Source organism: Gillisella taibaishanensis (genome assembly GCF_001938985.1).
In the GTDB taxonomy this organism is placed as follows: domain Bacteria; phylum Pseudomonadota; class Alphaproteobacteria; order Rhizobiales; family Rhizobiaceae; genus Allorhizobium; species Allorhizobium taibaishanense.
In genome coordinates, this window is sequence record NZ_MKIN01000020.1 from 326784 (window position 1) to 343276 (window position 16493).

Consider the following 16493-nt stretch of genomic DNA (forward strand, 5'->3'; position numbering starts at 1 on the left):
AAGTCCCCATCTCACCGCTTAGTTTTAAGGTTTGGTGCCGTCGTATCGTTGCAAATCCGTATGACGGTTCCACTTTGCCTTTTGACGGTTTTCCATCCGGAAACGTGAAGAACAGTCTCGACCATTTCATCGAAATGATGAAATGGTCTAATAATCGTTGTCAGGCGGTCGTCTCAGATTGCAGCGCGCCTTTGCTGCTGCAAAGGCTGAGCCATGCTTTCGTGCCAGGAGTGTTGTTATGTCAGACAAATCGAGCCAGTTGGGTGAGTTCGGCTTTGCCGGCGACGATCGGGTCGTGCCTTTCCAGGTCGAGGATCTGGACGTGCGCGGCCGCGCCGTGCAGCTTGGGCCGTTGCTCAATACCATCCTTGATCGCCATGATTATCCGCCGGCAGTTGCCCGTTTGCTGGCCGAGGCGATGGCGCTGACGGTGCTGATCGGCACCTCGCTGAAATTCGAAGGCAAGTTTGTCGTTCAGACCAAGAGCGATGGCCCGGTGGATCTGCTGGTTTGCGACTTCGCCACGCCTGAAAATGTCCGTGCTTATGCCCGCTTCGATGAAGAGCGGCTTACCCAGTCGCTCGCCGAGGGCAAATCGTCACCGACCGATCTTCTGGGCAAAGGTGTGCTCGCCTTTACCATCGACCAGGGTAACTACATGCAGCCTTATCAGGGCATCGTGCCGCTCGATGGGTCGTCGCTCGAAGATATCGCCGGTTTCTACTTCAGGCAGTCGGAACAGATCCCGACCCGGGTGCGGCTTGCCGTGGCCGAACTGTTCGACCGCGACGAGGCCGGAAAGCCGCGCCATACCTGGCGGGCCGGTGGCCTGATCGCGCAATTCCTGCCGGAAGCGCCTGAGCGTATGCATCAAGGCGATCTGCCGGGTGGCGACGGCGATGACAGCCAGTATGACCGACCCGAAGACGACAACTGGGCAGAAGCGCGCATGCTGGTCGAAACGATCGATGGCGACGAACTGACCGATCCGCAAATCGGCGCGGAACGGCTGCTGTTTCGCCTGTTCCACGAGCGTGGCGTCCGCGTGTACGAACCCCAGCCGGTCCATGACCGTTGCAGCTGCTCGCGTGATAAGATCAAGGGCGTGCTGAAGGGTTTCAGTGCCGAAGAAATCGCCGCCAGTGAAGAAGACGGCGCCGTCTCTGTTACCTGTGAGTTCTGCTCGACCACCTATCGCTACGAGGTTGACGAACTCACTCCGGCGTAAGGCTTAACGGCTGCTGGAGCGTGTTGTCGGTGCGGCGGGCGCACGTCAGCGGATCAGGATCGCCCTGAAATCGTTGACGTTGGTGCCCGTCGGGCCTGTCATGAACAGGTCGCCCAAGGCGTTAAAAGCGCTGTAGCTGTCATGGCCGGCAAGCATATCTGCGCCATCCAACCCCAGTTGTTTTAGCCGCAGTATGCTGGTGCCATCGGCAAAGGCACCGGCATTGTTTTCTGTGCCGTCGATACCGTCTGTGTCTGCTGCGAGAATATCGACGTCATGCCCGGCAATGCCAAGCGCCGCCGCAAGAGCAAAGGCGCTGTTGCGCCCGCCACGGCCGAGAGGTCCGCCCTGGCGGATCGTAACGGTGGTTTCGCCGCCCGACAGCAGGACCACCGGCTTTGCAAAAGGCCGGTTCTTCGAGGCGATTTCACGGGCGAGTGCGGCATGGACGGATGCGACGTCGCGGGCTTCTCCCTCCACACTGTCCGACAGGATTGCGGCTTTGACGCCTGCCGCCTCCGCCAATCTTGCTGCCGCCTCAAGAGAGACACCGGCCGAGGCGATGACATGATGCCGATTGCGCGCGAATGCCGGATCGTCTGGCAAGGGCGCATCGGCCGCCGGTGTTTGCAGATAGTTGAGTGCTGCCTGGGGCAAATTAAGGCCATAGCTGCTGACGATCTCTAGCGCCTGATATCGGGTTGAGCGATCCGGCACGGTCGGGCCTGAGGCGACATGGGCGGGATTGTCGCCGGGAATGTCCGACACGATCAGGCTGACGACTGGAGCCTTGGTCAGTGCCGCCAACCGGCCGCCTTTGATGGTAGACAGATGCTTGCGCACCACGTTCATAGCCGAGATCGGCGCGCCGCAGGCGAGAAGCTGGTTGTTCAACTCGATTTCGTCTTCGAGCGTCAGTCCGGAGGGAGGAGCGGGAAGCAAAGCCGAACCGCCGCCGCAGATCAATGCTATCACCAGATCCTCGGGACCAAGCGGTGCAACCGCCTGTTTCAGCCGCGCCGAGGCCGCGAGCCCATTGGCGTCAGGCACAGGATGGGCGGCTTCGAGAAGCTCTACGCGATTGAGGGAGCAGCCATAGCCGTACCGGGTCACCACCACGCCTTCCAGCGGGCCATCCCAGAGGCACTCCAGGGCTGCGGCCATTTGGGCCGCGCCCTTTCCGGCTCCCACCACGACAGTGCGGCCTTTCGGTCTTGCCGGTAGATGGGCGCGGATACCTTGCAGCGGATCGGCCGCCGCGACCGCAGCGGCAAACAGCGAGGCAAGAAATGGGCGGGGAGCAAGCGACGATGAGGTCATGACCGGAAACCTCAGGCCGCGCGGGCTTTGGCTATGGCCTCTTTCAATGCTGCTTCATCAAGCGCACCGGGATAGAGCGTCTTACCGATCACGAAGGAGGGCGTGCCGCGGAACTTCAGCGCTTCCGCCTGCAGCCAGTTGCGGTCCAGCACCCTCGATATGGTCTTGCTGTTCTTGTTGACGGCTAATGTCACGGCAGTCATGTCGAGGCCGATGTCCTTGAACGCCTGGGCGGCCGCATCGGGCGTCATGCGACCCTTGAGATCAAGAAGGGCGTCCTGGGCTTCCCGGTAGCGGCCAAGGGCGGCGCTGGCCAGTACCGCCTGGGCAGCATAGACGGATGCCGAGCCAAAAACCGGCCAGTCCTTCATCACCAGCCGCACATTGCCGTCATCCTTCACCACCTTGCTCACAACAGGGTGGTAGGTTTTGCAGAAGCTGCATTGGTAATCGAAATATTCGGCGATGGTCACATCGCCCTTGGGATTGCCGAGGACAGGAATGTCTTTATCGAAAAAGATGTCCTGCTGGCTGGGCTCTGCCGCTCTGGACAGGCTGGGTGCCGCAATAGACAAGGCAGCGGCGGCAACGAGGCCTCGGCGGGTGATCATTGGTGAAATCTTCCATCAGGCCCGCAAGTTCGCACCGAACCGGAAGGCGGTCTCTTCGTCATCTGCTGAGCAGCGCAGCCAGATTATCATGTGGCCGACGAAGCGATAGAAAAATTTATGTGTTTGATCCGATGGCTTCGATTATCTCAAGGGCTGACAGGAACAGCTCCATGGCTGGTCGCCCGCAGTGTGGACCACGGCCGCTCCCGAACCAATTCAACCATCACATTGGTGTAATCGGCGGGCTTGGGAATGATCCTGTCGGCTGGGATGCCGCAGGCGACGATTTCCTGGAGGGGCGAGCCTGAAACGACGCGATAGGGAATGCCCGACCGGCATAGCCGCTCGACCACGGGCGTTATCTTGCCGTCAAGAACTTGGAAATCCAGAATGGCTGCGGTGATGCGGTTTGCTTCAAGACATAGAAGCGCGTCACTCACCGTTTCCGTTGTCACGACATTGGCGCCGGCATGGGCAACGCTGTCAGCCGCGTCCATCGAAATGAACGCATCGTCTTCCACAATCAAGATCGTTTCTGGCTCTGGCTTCATGACATCGTCTCCTTGTCTGAGCGGCTAACGCGCCACGTCGACCTTTGTTCAACTTTGGGCCAAAAACAGTATTTCATGCTTAACGAAAGGTTAAAATCCATCGATATTTGCACCTGCACGCCCAGATTTCATGTTGTCCTCCTTTTTTACTAGGGTCTGTTTAAGGTAAGTCCTCGCATTTTATCGAATGAGGCTTTGTGCGCCATCGATCCAAACGGGGGTACCGGTGATATGGCGTGCCGCATCACTGGCCAAAAAGCCGATCACAGCGGCGACTTCCTGGGCCGTGCCGGGTGTGCCGCCGGTAAGTGGGATCTGCTGGCGCTGCGGTGGCTGCACAATATCGAGCCTATCGAGGTCGCGTGTGCTGGTGTTGTCGTCGATCTCAGTATCGATCGCGCCGGGGCACACAGCGTTGATGCGGATGCGATCCTGCCCCAGTTCCACGGCGAGCTGCTGCACCATGGCCAATTGCCCGGCCTTGGTGGCGCTGTAGGCGGTGGCGCCCGCCGTTGTGAAGGTGCGCGTACCGTTGATGGACGAGACGACGATAATGCTGCCGCCGCCGTTGCGGCGCAGATGCGGCACGGTTAAATGGAGCGTCAGGTAGGTTCCCCTGAGGTTGATCGCCATCGTCCGGTCCCATTCGTCCGGCTGCAGAGCGTCGATCGGTGCCCAGACACCGTTGACGCCAGCGTTGGCCACGACGATGTCCAACCTGTTCTTCCAGGTGAGCAGCATCTCAACGGCGGCTTGCATGGAGGCATGGTCAGCGATGTCAGCCACCAGCACCAGCGTCTCGCCGCCGTTGCTGCTGATCTCCCCGGCAACCTTATCCAGCTCATCCTTTGTGCGCCCAAGCAGTGCTACCGCGCATCCGTCCTCTGCCAACTTCAGGGCTGTCGCTCGGCCAATGCCTGAGCCGGCGCCGGTGATAAGCGCCACGCTTCTATCCTTGCCCATAAGGCCTCCTTCAGATGTGAAAGAAAAATCGCCCGCACGATTGAGGAGATCTGCGCGGGCCCACGGGCACGAACAGTTGCACGGTTAAAAAGTTCCGTCGTTTGTGAAAGGAACAAAGCAATCCCGGAGGAATTACTGGTGCGACCTTAGCCCTACTTTAAGGGGCAGGCTGGCCATGGGGTCGGCCGGAAAGACGAGAGCACAATGGATATGATCAAGACCAGTTTCGACATCCTTCCGGGCGAATGGGAGCGATTGGGCGCTCGCTATACCGGCGAGGGTGTCAATTTCGCTCTGTTTTCCGCCCATGCCGCCAGGGTCGAACTATGTCTTTACGATTCGTCTGGCACCCACGAAATCGCCAGGATGGACCTGCCAGAATATACCAATGAGATCTGGCATGGCTTCGTTCCCGGGCTAAAGCCGGGAGCTCTTTACGGCTACCGTGTTCACGGGCCGTTCGAGCCGGAGAATGGTCATCGGTTCAATCATAACAAGTTGTTGCTCGACCCTTACGCCCGCGAACTGGTCGGCGACATCAAGTGGTCGCCCAACGTCTTCGGTTATCATTTCGACGATCCGGACAAGGATCTGTCTTTCAACGATCTCGACAGCGCCGCGTTTATGCCGAAATGCCGGGTTGTCGATCCCAACGAGGCCGATTGGGGCGGTGACCGCCGACCAGGTATCAGCTGGGCCGATACGATCGTCTATGAGACCCATGTCAAAGGCTTCACCCAGCTCAATCCCGCCATTCCCGAAAACCTGCGCGGCACCTTCGAAGGTCTCGGCCACAAGGCCGCTGTCGATTATATTAAAAGCCTCGGCATCACCTCGGTCGAGTTGCTGCCGATCCATGCCTTCCCCGATGACGGTCCACTTCTCGACAAGGGTCTGAAGAACTATTGGGGCTACAACACGATCGGCTTCTTCTCGCCGGCGCACCGCTACTACGGTCCAAAGGGCGTTCAGGGCTTCCGCGATATGGTGCGCGCCTTCCACGATGGCGGTATCGAAGTCATTCTCGACGTTGTCTATAACCACACGGCTGAAGGCAACGAACTCGGCTCGACGCTGTCGTTCAAGGGCATCGATAATTTCTCCTATTATCGCACGCTGCCGGACAATCACCGCTACTATATCAACGACACCGGCACCGGTAATACGGTCAACACCTCCCATCCGCGCGTGCTGCAGATGGTGATGGACTCACTGCGCTATTGGAGCGAGGACATGCATGTCGACGGCTTCCGCTTCGATCTCGGCACCATCCTTGGCCGCGAGCCTGAAGGCTTCGACCAGCGTGGCGGCTTTTTCGATGCGGTTACGCAGGACCCGACACTTGCCGGCGTTAAGCTGATCGGCGAGCCCTGGGATATCGGGCCGGGCGGCTATCAGGTTGGCAGCTTTCCGCCAGGCTGGGCCGAGTGGAACGACAAATACCGCGACAGCTGCCGCGAATTCTGGCTGAACGGCGACAATTGTGCGCCCGACTTTGCGGCTCGCCTTCTCGGCTCCGGTGATCTCTACGATCAGCGCGGTCGCCGCCCTTGGGCTAGCGTCAACTTCATCACCGCCCATGATGGTTTCACGCTGAATGATGTCGTGTCCTATGACAGCAAGCACAACGAGGACAATGGCGAGGACAATAACGACGGTCACAACGACAATCGCAGCCATAACTATGGCCACGAAGGCCCGACCGACGACGAGGGCATCAACGCAGTGCGCGAGCGCCAGAAGCGCAATTTTCTCGCTACGCTCCTGTTTTCCCACGGAACACCGATGATTCTCGCTGGCGATGAATTCGGTCGCTCGCAGATGGGTAATAATAACGGTTACTGCCAGGACAGCGAAATCAGCTGGGTCCACTGGGAAAACCTCCCTGACAGCGCCGATGAATTGCGTGAGTTTACCCGCCGGGTGATTGCACTGCGTAAACAGCAGCCGCTGCTGCGCCGTGAAAACTGGCGCGATGGCCTTGTGATTGATTGGTACAGCGTCAGCGGTGGACGGCAAACCCCTGAAGCATGGGAAAATAACAATGCCCTCATTGCCCGTATTCACCGGGATGATCTGCAAGCTGAGGAAGGCATCTGGTCGGATATCATGATGCTGTTCAATCCGGCTGATGAAGAAACGACTTTCACCATCCCCAAGGAAAGCGGCGGTGAGCGAATTTTGGAGCTGATCACCGGCGATCCTGACCGCCAGGGCGAAAAGGTCAGGCAAGGCGAAAGCTTCAAGCTGTTACCGAGAAGCATGGCGCTGCTGAGGTCGCTAGCATAAGGCAAGTGGAAAAGCCGGTGTCGCCGATGATGGCGCGCCGGTTTCACGCCTGTCGAGTCGGCTAACCGCCTTTAACTGCCTCCAAGATAAAAACGACAAACACAAAAGCCCGGGAAAAATCCCGGGCTTTTGTGTGATATCTCTTGGCGGCCTTAATGCAGGGTGCGGTTGACGATCTCGAGATCGACAGAGACCTTGTAGACGCCGGGAACGGAGAGGGCGACTTCGACGGCGCGGTCAACTTCAGCTTCCGTCAGCACGCTCCCCATCAGGCAAATTTCGTCACCAATCGAGGTGACCTCGACTTCAGTCGCGTCGATTCCGTCGGATTCCGCCAGCAATGCGGCAACGGCGACTTCAAGCTCGGCCTGTGCCGGATTTTCTTCGATGATTTCAGGCGTCTCACCGAAGGTTTTGGCAGGTTTGAAAACCATGACACTCTCCTTTGTCTCGAACCTCGATCTTTCAACGCACGACAGCGGCCTTGGTTCAATCCGATATGGATCTGCAGGTGGTCTTCAAAAAAATCGACCAGGAGTTGCGGCGGGAATCGCTTTTCTGCAAAGTCATAATTGACGTTTACGTCAAGGTTATTATAGCTTTGCTCTTGCGCTCTCCTGCTACGCCGCACCATATAATTGGACCGGGAGAGAGAATGAGAAAACGGACCGTTGCAGCCTTGAGGAGGGCGGGCGGAACCGATGAGCAAGGGAGTGAGGAATGACTACGCTGTCAGCGCCTGAAAGCGATTTCGCGTCTCGACGCATCTGGCTTGAATCCTATGCGGCCTCGGTGCCCGCAACCTTGCCGCCACTCGATCACGAGACGCTGCCTGAACTGTTCGATGACAGCTGCTCGCGCTATGCGGATCGCAAGGCCTTTACCAGTATGGGTCGCTCCCTGACATTTCATGAACTGGGGGAGCAGGCGACGAAGATCGCCGCTTGGCTACAGGCGGAAGGTTTCAACAAGGGCGACCGGATCGCCGTGATGATGCCCAATATCCTGCAGAACCCGATCATCGTCTTCGGTATCGTCAAGGCCGGCATGATCGTCGTCAACGTCAATCCGCTCTACACGCCGCGCGAGCTGACGCATCAGCTGAAGGATTCGGGCGCAGTCGGGATTTTTGTACTCGAGAATTTCGCCCACACGGTGCAGGCAGTGCTGGACAAGGTGGCGCTGCGGCGGGTGGTCGTGACCAGTATGGGGGACATGCTCGGGCTGAAAGGTCACCTGGTGAATTTTATCGTTCGCAAGGTCAAGAAACTCGTACCGGCCTGGTCCATTCCCCATGCCCGGAGCTACGTGAGTGTGCTTGCCGATGGCGGTAAAGTCAGTTTCCGGCCAGAGGCGTTGACACGCGGCGATATCGCTTTTCTGCAATATACCGGCGGCACGACGGGTGTGTCCAAGGGCGCGGTTCTGACCCATGGCAATCTTATTGCCAATACGATGCAGATGTCCTTCTGGCTCGGCTCGGCTTTTGACAATCGTCCACGGCCGGACCCGTTGCTGTTTGTCTGCGCTCTGCCGCTGTACCATATCTTCGCGCTGACCGTGAACGCGCTGATGGGTATCGCCTGCGGCGGTCATAACGTGCTGATCGCCAATCCACGCGACATTCCGGGTTTTGCCAAGGAGCTGTCGCGCTACGATTTCAACATCATCATCGGCCTCAATACGCTTTTTAACGCGTTGATGAACAATGAGGCCTTCCGCAAGCTCGATTTTTCCCACCTGCAATTGACCTTTGGTGGCGGCATGTCGGTGCAGAGGCCGGTTGCCGAACGCTGGCAGCAGATCACCGGCTGCCCGATCATCGAGGGCTACGGCCTGTCGGAAACCTCCCCGGTGGCGACGGCCAATCCGATGAATGCCGCAGAGTTCAGCGGCTGTATCGGTATGCCGATTTCCTCTACGGATGTGGATATCCGAGATGAGGAAGGTCGCAGCATGCCGCTGGGCGAGGTCGGCGAGATCTGCATCCGCGGACCGCAGGTCATGGCCGGCTACTGGCAGCGTCCGGAAGAAACCGCACGCGTCATGACGCCGGACGGCTTCTTCCGGACCGGTGACGTGGGCTTTATGGACGCGCGGGGCTTTACCAAGATCGTCGACCGCAAGAAGGATATGATCCTGGTCTCGGGCTTCAATGTCTATCCAAACGAGATCGAGGAAGTCGCGGTCATGCATCCTGGCATCCATGAGGCAGCAGCCATAGGCGTGCCGGACCCGCATTCGGGCGAAGCGGTCAAACTCTTTGTGGTGCGTAAGGACGAGACGTTGACGGAGCAGCAGGTGAAGGATCATTGCGCGGCTAATTTGACCAATTACAAGCGCCCGCGCCACGTTGCTTTCATCGATGAATTGCCCAAATCCAATGTCGGAAAAATCCTGCGCAAGGATTTGCGACCATGACCAAGGGGTGAGGTCGCGATTTTTCTATCAAAGCGATTTGGAATTTCAACTTTATGCGCTAGTTTCCCGTCCGTCATTGGATTGGAGTATGCTCATGCACGCCATCGTCGAACAGCTGAAGTCCACCGTTGCGGCCACTGCCGCCACTGATATTCGCGCCGCATTTGCAAGCGATCCCAAACGTTTCGAGCGGTTTTCCGCCCGCATGGACGATCTGCTGATGGATTACTCCAAATGTGCCGTCAATGATGAGATCATGGTGCAACTGGAAAAGCTCTGCGCCGAGGGTGGCGTGGCGGCCAAGCGCGAGGCAATGTTTGCCGGCGAAGCAATCAATTTCACTGAAGGTCGCGCCGTGCTGCACACGGCGCTGCGCAACCGCGCCAACACCCCTGTCGTCGTTGACGGCAAGAATGTCATGCCTGATGTCAACGCTGTCCTGCATGCCATGTCCGGCTTTGCCGAAGGTGTGCGTCAGGGCACGATAACTGGTTCGACCGGCAAGCAGATCACCGATGTCGTCAATATCGGCATCGGCGGCTCAGACCTTGGTCCGGCCATGGCGACTTTGGCGCTGGCGCCCTTCCATGATGGTCCGCGCCTGCATTTCGTTTCCAATGTCGACGGTGCTCATATCGCCGACACGCTAAAGCTGCTGCAGCCAGAAACGACGCTGTTCATCGTGGCGTCCAAGACCTTCACGACCATCGAAACCATGACCAATGCCGCTACGGCCCGCACCTTCATTGCTGACGCTCTGGGCGAAAAGGCGGTCGGTGATCACTTTGCCGCCGTCTCGACTGCGCTGGACAAGGTCGGCGCCTTCGGCATCGGTTCCGAGCGCGTCTTTGGCTTCTGGGACTGGGTCGGCGGCCGCTACTCCATCTGGTCGGCGATCGGCCTGCCACTGATGATTGCCGTCGGTGCCGATAACTTCACCGAATTCCTGTCGGGCGCTCATGCGATCGACAACCATTTCCGCACGGCGCCTTTCCGCGAAAACCTGCCGATGCTGCTGGGCGCCATCGGTTATTTCCACCGCAATGTGCTCGACTATCCGACCCGTGCCATCCTGCCCTACGATCAGCGCCTGTCGCGCTTCCCGGCCTATCTGCAGCAGCTCGATATGGAATCGAACGGCAAGGGCGTCACACTGGACGGCACGCCGGTCAAGGGCAATTCTGGCCCCGTCGTCTGGGGCGAGCCCGGCACCAATGGCCAGCACGCTTTCTACCAGCTGATCCACCAAGGCACGAGCGTCATTCCGGCTGAATTCATGATCGCAGCCAAGGGGTTCGAGCCCGAACTGCGCCACCAGCACGAGTTGCTGATCGCCAATTGCCTGGCGCAATCGGCGGCGCTGATGAAGGGCAGGACTCTGGAAGAAGCAAAGGGTCAGCTTCTGAAATCCGGCATGGACGCGGCCAAGGCCGACCACATCGCCCCGCACCGGGTCTTCACCGGCAACCGCCCATCGATCACCTTCGTCTACGAGCAATTGACGCCGTTCGCGCTCGGTCGGCTGATCGCGCTCTATGAACACCGCGTCTTTGTCGAAGGCGTGTTGTTCGGCATCAATTCCTTCGACCAATGGGGCGTGGAACTGGGCAAGGAACTGGCGACCGGCCTGCTGCCGGTGGTGCAGGGCAAGGCCGGCACTGACGGCCAGGATGCCTCGACGACTGGCCTTGTGGGCGCCTTGAGCCATTTGGCCGGATAAGGAAAACAGCAATTGACCGGGCAAAGACTGGCGATCGTGACGGGCGCCGCACGCGGCATCGGCGCCGCCATTGCCCGGCGTCTCGCCTCAGACGGCTGCACCGTCCTCGTCAGCGATCTCGATGGGGACGGGGCTGAGCTTCTGGCTGGCGAAATCTTGACATCGGGCGGTGCCGCCTTTGCCGCACAGGCCGACATTGCCGATCCGGCTACGTTTCCGCTGTTGTTCGACAAGGCCGAGGCGATTGCCGGCGGCGTCGATATCCTCGTCAACAATGCTGGCATCATGGTGCGCCGGCCAATGGCTGAGATCGACGATGCCATGTTTGAACGCCAAATTGCCGTCAACCTGAACGGCACATTTTTCGGCATGCGCGAGGCGGCCAGACGGATGCGCGAGGGTGGCCGGGTCGTCAACATTTCCAGCAGTGTCGCGGCAATGCGGACCGCCAATTACAGCATCTATGCCGCGACCAAATCGGCAATCGAGACCATGACCTCTATCCTTGCCAAGGAATTGCGTGGCCGAACCATTACAGTCAATGCCATCGCGCCCGGCGCGACGGCAACGGACCTGTTTCTGGATGGGAAGACGCCTGATGCGGTTGGAGCCTTTGCCAAGTTGGCACCGCTGGAGCGGATCGGCACGCCGGAAGAGATCGCTGCGGCCGTTGCCTTCCTGGCAGGCCCTGAGGGCGGCTGGATCAACGGCCAGACCATCCACGCCAATGGCGGGGTGATATAGCACTTCCAGGAAAAGTGCGTAGCAGTTTTCCGTTCGGAAATGCGTAAAAATAAAAAGTTAGAGCGCTTCGGTGCCAATCAAATATGTGGCAAAGCGCTCTAAGGTTTCGGGAAAATGATCGACCTTAAAGGCCGATCTCATGCGCGAAAGGCGGATTGGCGCCGGCGCGGGATACGGTAACAGCCGCAGCCTTGGAACCGAGTGCCAGCGCCTTGGCGATCTGGTCCTCAGACAGCTTGGCCACTTGCTGCTTGGTGAGCAGGTTCTGCATCTTCAGCGAGGCGAGCACGCCAGCATCGAACGTGTCGCCGGCGCCGACCGTATCGACAACAGTTACCTTTTCGCTTGGCACTTCCACCTTGTGCTCCGCGGTATAGCCAACGGCACCGTCGGCCCCACGCGTTACGACAACAAGCTTGGCGCCGTGATGCAGCCAGTGGCGGGCAAGCGTGTCCTCGTCGCCCTCAAGCCCGAACCATGCCAGATCCTCATCGGAAAATTTGACGATATCGGACAATGCGGCCATGCGGCGGATGCGGGCCATATGGGCGGCCTTATCCTTGATGAAGCCGGGGCGAATATTGGGGTCGAGGGAGATCACCCGGGTGGCGTGCTCGCGGTTAAGCAGCGCCTCATAGGTGGAACCACAGGGTTCGGGGATCAGGCTGATGGCGCCGAAATGCAGCGCTTCGCAATCGTCGCCAAGCGTTGGCAGATCGGCTTCGGTGATCATCCGGCCGGCGGTGTTTTCATCGTAGAATGCGTAGGAGGCGTGGCCGTCGACCAGCTTGACGAAAGCAATCGTCGTTGGCCGCGACAGGGTGGCGCAGTAGCTGAAATCCACATGGCTCGCCCGCAGTGTCTCGCGCAGGATGTCGCCCATCATATCGTCGGACAGGCCGGTGAAAAAGCCTGCTGCAACGCCGAGCCGGCCAAGCGCAATGCCGGTATTGAAGACCGCACCGCCGGCATAGGGCGAAAAGCCTCGCTCGCCGAGCGTGGTTTCGCGCGGCAGCATGTCAATCAGGGCTTCACCGCAACACAGGATCATTCTGACCTCCCAATCCGGATCTTCAGATAAACTTCAATCGATTTAAATCATTGAGCGAAGAATTGCCAGCCCTTGTGGCAATTCTTCGCTACCTCTCAGCCGAGCGTGGTGACGCCGCCATTGCGGCCAGACCATTCGAGCGGGGCATCCAGGAAGGATTCGACTTCCGACAGGGTCTTGTCGTCGAACAGCTTCTGCTGCTTGGCCACTTCAAGGACATTGCGCCAGGTAGCGATGTAGTGAAGCCTGACGTTGCCCTTCTCGAAGCGCTGATGCGCTTCCGGGAAGATGCCGTAAAAGAACAGGGCGATGCCATGATCGACCACACCGCCGGCGGCCCGCACGGCATCGATGAAGGTGAACATGCTGCCGCCGGCCGTGGTCAGATCCTCAATGACGAGTACCCGCGCGCCATCAGGCATGTGGCCTTCGATCTGGGCATTACGACCGTGGCCCTTGGGCTGCTTGCGCACATAGATCATCGGCAGCGACAGGCGGTCGGCGAGAAGGGCTGCGAAGGGAATGCCGGCTGTCTCACCGCCGGCAATACAATCGAACTGCTCGAAGCCGGCGTTGCTGAGCAGCGTCGCAGCTGCGAAATCTATCACTGTGGAGCGGATACGCGGATAGGACAGCAGCTTGCGGCAGTCGATATAAACGGGGCTGCGCATGCCTGATGCCAGCTTGTAAGGCTCGCTTGCGTTGAAATGCACCGCCTTGATTTCCCAGAGCATTTTTGCGAGCAGTTCCGCCATGATGGCGGGATCGGAAAAGGAAGTCTGGATCATCGGCGCTCCTATCTGGTAGCCTTGGAATTGCTCAAAATCTGGCTCTTCCGGCGTTGGCGAATGATCCGTCGCCGCAGGCGACATCTACATCTCACCCTTCCAGCGACTGATCGTCATGCCCATAGCAGGAAGCGACGGGGCAGGCCAGAGGAGAAGCTTGACGGTCGGACAGGAAATGCCGCCTATGCCAACAGGGACGCTCAAGCCCGATCTGCGCCGGTAGCACTGTCGTCATGCCAGCTCGCAAGCGCCAGTTCCGTCCGGTTGCGACCCTGCCGCTTCGCCGCGTAAAGTGCGTCGTCGGCAAGACTGAGGATTGCCTCGAACGTCAGGCCGGAGGCTATGCCGTAAGCGATGCCGATGCTTGTTGTCGCAGAGATGCTTTCGCCATTGACGTTGATTTCGCGGTCCTGGAACTGGCGGCGCACCTTTTCGGCAATCCATTCGGCGCGGCCGGGTGCTGCGTTTTCCAGGACGGCTGCAAATTCCTCGCCACCCATCCTGGTTATGCTGGAAAGACCCGTCGCCGATTTCAGCTCCATGGCGATGTTGCGGATCACGTCATCGCCAGCGGCATGACCATAGCGGTCGTTGATCGACTTGAAGCGGTCGATGTCGAACACCAGCACGGCCATGTCTTCATGGAAGGTTTTCGATCCGTAGGCGTCGAAAAGGGCGCGGCGGTTGCCAAGGCCGGTCAGGGCGTCCGTCAGCGCATCGCGCCTGTGGCGCGCGGTGATCCGCGCTTGATGCATCGTCAGGGACAGAGCGCCTATGCCGGTCATGCCGCCGATGCAGACAGCCATGTTCAGATCTTCCGTCCAGCCTGACGGCGCAACAGCGAGGTCCCATACGCCCTTATGGATCAGAGCCAGCGCGCAGGACAGGAAGGAGGCGCTGGTGATGCCGTAAAGGGCGGCCATGCTGCTCAGGACGCCGGGCGATTCAGCACGTGCGAGCCAGTATTGGCGGGCGATTGCCAGCATGATGACGGCCGTGATGGTGTTGAGCAGAATGAAGCCGATGCCGCCATAGCCCGACAGAAACGCGCCCGCGAGCAGAATGGCGGCAGAAGCACAGAAGACGATCAGACGCGGAACCGGGAAATGACCCGTGCGAAACTGCCGGGCGGCGGCATGCAATGTCAGGAAACCTGACGTCATCAATGAGCAGGCCAATGCCGCCATGCCTCTTGAAGGTGATGCCGTAAACACACTGTAGCAGATGATGCCGAGCATGGTGAGAGAAAGCCCAACGGCCCAGCTCAGGAGAAACGAGACTTCCCGGCGCGCAATCCAGGTCCCAAGGAACGTGAAGAGAAGGCAGAAAGTGGAAACGCCCAAGGCAAGTAGGAGAGAACTGATGTCCAGCATCATGCTTACCCTAGAGAAGAATGAATGGATCCCAGTAATGCAGTCATCGCATACTCCCGGGAAAGATCGAAAATCCAATATTACCTGCAACGCAATGTTTTTACTGGTACTTCCTTCCAAGCACTTCTGATTGCAGCGTGCGACAACGGGTTGTGAAAGTCAAACTTTTTCTACCGCGCTGCAGCATGCCACTCCGATCGTCACAAAATGACGGTCAAATTTCCAAGCATACGCGCCTGCTGTTTGGTAGTATTTCTGTTCTCTAGGAGAATGACTACCAAAAGGTTGCCGCAGGATCATTGGAGGCATTGGAGGTGCCATTTATCCAACGCTTCCTCAGCTTTGATCGGCAACCTATCAGAAACCGTCGTTGTCGACCGCCCAGTGGAGCGGAAACATCGGATCGAATACGGTGACCGGGCCGGCGCCAGTCTCGATTTTGGCGGGGTATGCAACCGGTGTCTCGCGCTTGACGAGGGTGATGGTATCCTCGTTCGGCGCCATTCCATACCAGGCTGGGCCGTTCAGTGAAGCAAAGGCTTCGAGCGTATCGAGAGCGCCATCCTCTTCGAATACATGAGCAAGGCAGCTCATCGTGTTGATCGAGGTGTAGATGCCGGCGCAGCCGCAGCCGCATTCCTTTAATGGATCGACGTGGGGTGCAGAATCCGTGCCGAGGAAAAACCTGCTGTCGCCCGAGGTTGCCGCCGCCCGTAGCGCCAGCCGATGGCTTTCGCGCTTGGCGACCGGCAGGCAGTAATAGTGGGGCTTGATGCCGCCGACCAGAATGGCATTGCGGTTGATGATCAGGTGATGGGTGGTGATCGACCCCGCCAGATTGCTCTTGGCTCCTCTGATGTAATCGATGCCGTCGGAGGTGGTGACATGCTCCATCGTCACCTTCAATTCCGGCAGGCGACGGCGCAGCGGGTCGAGCACAGTATCGATGAAGATGGCTTCGCGGTCGAAAATATCCACCTCAGGCGTCGTTACTTCCCCGTGGACGCAAAGCGGCAGACCGATCTTTGCCATGCGCTCCAGCACCGGCATGGCCTTGTCGAGATCGCGCACGCCGCCGTGGGAATTGGTCGTAGCCCCGGCCGGATAGAGCTTTACGGCGGTAATCAGGCCGCTCGTCTTGCCTTTTTCGACGTCGTCAGGGTCAGTATGCTCGGTGAGATAAAGCGTCATCAGCGGCTGAAAGCGGTCGCCTTTCGGCAGGGCGGCTAAGATCCGCTCGCGGTAGGCCTCTGCGTCCGCCACCGTCACCACAGGCGGCACCAGATTGGGCATGATAATGGCGCGGGCGAAATGCCGGCTGGTATCTGCGATCACCCCTTCCAGCATGGCGCCGTCGCGCAGGTGCAGATGCCAGTCATCGGGGCGGCGGATGGTGAGCGAGGTCATGGCGGATCTCCAGCGGGGCTTAGACGC

At 59.0% G+C, this 16493-nt stretch carries 14 protein-coding genes; 5 read left to right on the forward strand and 9 right to left on the reverse strand.

Going from position 1 to position 16493, the window contains the following annotated elements:
• Nucleotides 1-238: 238 nt before the first annotated feature.
• Nucleotides 239-1228 (forward strand): Hsp33 family molecular chaperone, encoded by a 990-nt coding sequence (locus BJF91_RS06750; RefSeq protein WP_075613709.1) that lies wholly within the window; start codon nt 239-241, stop codon nt 1226-1228.
• Nucleotides 1229-1273: 45 nt separating this feature from the next.
• Here BJF91_RS06750 and BJF91_RS06755 read toward each other — a convergent pair whose 3' ends face one another.
• The 4 genes from BJF91_RS06755 to BJF91_RS06770 all read right to left on the reverse strand — a co-directional run bounded on the left by BJF91_RS06755 (nt 1274) and on the right by BJF91_RS06770 (nt 4673).
• The gene (locus tag BJF91_RS06755) at nt 1274-2548 is read right to left on the reverse strand and encodes a glycerate kinase type-2 family protein (RefSeq protein ID WP_075613710.1); all 1275 of its coding nucleotides are present in this window, start codon (nt 2546-2548) and stop codon (nt 1274-1276) included.
• A gap of 11 nt (nt 2549-2559) precedes the next feature.
• A complete protein-coding gene (locus BJF91_RS06760) occupies nt 2560-3159 on the reverse strand; it encodes a DsbA family protein (protein ID WP_075613711.1) in 600 nt (199 codons plus the stop codon).
• Between the two features lie 146 nt (nt 3160-3305).
• The gene (locus BJF91_RS06765) at nt 3306-3710 is read right to left on the reverse strand and encodes a response regulator (RefSeq protein WP_075613712.1); all 405 of its coding nucleotides are present in this window, start codon (nt 3708-3710) and stop codon (nt 3306-3308) included.
• Between the two features lie 180 nt (nt 3711-3890).
• Nucleotides 3891-4673, reverse strand: coding sequence for an SDR family oxidoreductase (locus tag BJF91_RS06770; protein ID WP_075613713.1), 783 nt, complete (start codon nt 4671-4673; stop codon nt 3891-3893).
• Between the two features lie 204 nt (nt 4674-4877).
• Between BJF91_RS06770 and glgX the strand changes: the two genes are divergently transcribed.
• Nucleotides 4878-6962 (forward strand): glycogen debranching protein GlgX, encoded by a 2085-nt coding sequence (gene glgX, locus BJF91_RS06775; protein WP_075613714.1) that lies wholly within the window; start codon nt 4878-4880, stop codon nt 6960-6962.
• A gap of 152 nt (nt 6963-7114) precedes the next feature.
• Here the strand turns inward: glgX and BJF91_RS06780 are convergent, their stop codons facing one another.
• Nucleotides 7115-7396 carry a BON domain-containing protein gene (locus BJF91_RS06780; RefSeq protein ID WP_075613715.1) on the reverse strand — a complete coding sequence of 94 codons (282 nt, stop codon included), beginning with the start codon at nt 7394-7396 and terminating at the stop codon, nt 7115-7117.
• Between the two features lie 286 nt (nt 7397-7682).
• Here BJF91_RS06780 and BJF91_RS06790 point away from each other — a divergent pair, with 286 nt between their 5' ends.
• From BJF91_RS06790 to BJF91_RS06800, 3 genes are all read left to right on the forward strand, one after another.
• Nucleotides 7683-9383 carry a long-chain-fatty-acid--CoA ligase gene (locus tag BJF91_RS06790; protein WP_075613717.1) on the forward strand — a complete coding sequence of 567 codons (1701 nt, stop codon included), beginning with the start codon at nt 7683-7685 and terminating at the stop codon, nt 9381-9383.
• A gap of 94 nt (nt 9384-9477) precedes the next feature.
• Nucleotides 9478-11103 carry a glucose-6-phosphate isomerase gene (pgi, locus tag BJF91_RS06795; RefSeq protein ID WP_075613718.1) on the forward strand — a complete coding sequence of 542 codons (1626 nt, stop codon included), beginning with the start codon at nt 9478-9480 and terminating at the stop codon, nt 11101-11103.
• 12 nt (nt 11104-11115) lie between these two features.
• Nucleotides 11116-11847, forward strand: a complete 732-nt coding sequence (locus BJF91_RS06800; protein ID WP_075613719.1) for an SDR family oxidoreductase — start codon at nt 11116-11118, stop codon at nt 11845-11847.
• A 124-nt stretch (nt 11848-11971) separates the two neighbouring features.
• On the opposite strand, the gene BJF91_RS06805 is transcribed toward BJF91_RS06800, so the two are convergent.
• From BJF91_RS06805 to pyrC, 4 genes are all read right to left on the reverse strand, one after another.
• Entirely contained in the window at nt 11972-12898 is a 927-nt protein-coding gene (locus tag BJF91_RS06805) for a carbohydrate kinase family protein (protein ID WP_075613720.1), read from the reverse strand.
• Between the two features lie 95 nt (nt 12899-12993).
• Entirely contained in the window at nt 12994-13686 is a 693-nt protein-coding gene (locus BJF91_RS06810) for an orotate phosphoribosyltransferase (RefSeq protein ID WP_075613840.1), read from the reverse strand.
• A 200-nt stretch (nt 13687-13886) separates the two neighbouring features.
• The gene (locus BJF91_RS06815) at nt 13887-15062 is read right to left on the reverse strand and encodes a GGDEF domain-containing protein (RefSeq protein WP_075613721.1); all 1176 of its coding nucleotides are present in this window, start codon (nt 15060-15062) and stop codon (nt 13887-13889) included.
• A gap of 354 nt (nt 15063-15416) precedes the next feature.
• On the reverse strand, nt 15417-16466 hold the full coding sequence (pyrC, locus tag BJF91_RS06820; RefSeq protein WP_075613722.1) for a dihydroorotase: 1050 nt from the start codon (nt 16464-16466) through the stop codon (nt 15417-15419).
• Nucleotides 16467-16493 lie beyond the last annotated feature (27 nt).

Coding starts and splice junctions, on each gene's coding strand:
- BJF91_RS06765 (WP_075613712.1), bottom strand. CDS start 3,710: ATGAAGCCAGAGCCAGAAACGATCTTGATTGTGGAAGACGATGCGTTC.
- BJF91_RS06750 (WP_075613709.1), top strand. CDS start 239: ATGTCAGACAAATCGAGCCAGTTGGGTGAGTTCGGCTTTGCCGGCGAC.
- BJF91_RS06810 (WP_075613840.1), bottom strand. CDS start 13,686: ATGATCCAGACTTCCTTTTCCGATCCCGCCATCATGGCGGAACTGCTC.
- BJF91_RS06760 (WP_075613711.1), bottom strand. CDS start 3,159: ATGATCACCCGCCGAGGCCTCGTTGCCGCCGCTGCCTTGTCTATTGCG.
- BJF91_RS06780 (WP_075613715.1), bottom strand. CDS start 7,396: ATGGTTTTCAAACCTGCCAAAACCTTCGGTGAGACGCCTGAAATCATC.
- BJF91_RS06755 (WP_075613710.1), bottom strand. CDS start 2,548: ATGACCTCATCGTCGCTTGCTCCCCGCCCATTTCTTGCCTCGCTGTTT.
- BJF91_RS06815 (WP_075613721.1), bottom strand. CDS start 15,062: ATGATGCTGGACATCAGTTCTCTCCTACTTGCCTTGGGCGTTTCCACT.
- BJF91_RS06790 (WP_075613717.1), top strand. CDS start 7,683: ATGACTACGCTGTCAGCGCCTGAAAGCGATTTCGCGTCTCGACGCATC.
- pgi (WP_075613718.1), top strand. CDS start 9,478: ATGCACGCCATCGTCGAACAGCTGAAGTCCACCGTTGCGGCCACTGCC.
- pyrC (WP_075613722.1), bottom strand. CDS start 16,466: ATGACCTCGCTCACCATCCGCCGCCCCGATGACTGGCATCTGCACCTG.
- glgX (WP_075613714.1), top strand. CDS start 4,878: ATGGATATGATCAAGACCAGTTTCGACATCCTTCCGGGCGAATGGGAG.
- BJF91_RS06805 (WP_075613720.1), bottom strand. CDS start 12,898: ATGATCCTGTGTTGCGGTGAAGCCCTGATTGACATGCTGCCGCGCGAA.
- BJF91_RS06770 (WP_075613713.1), bottom strand. CDS start 4,673: ATGGGCAAGGATAGAAGCGTGGCGCTTATCACCGGCGCCGGCTCAGGC.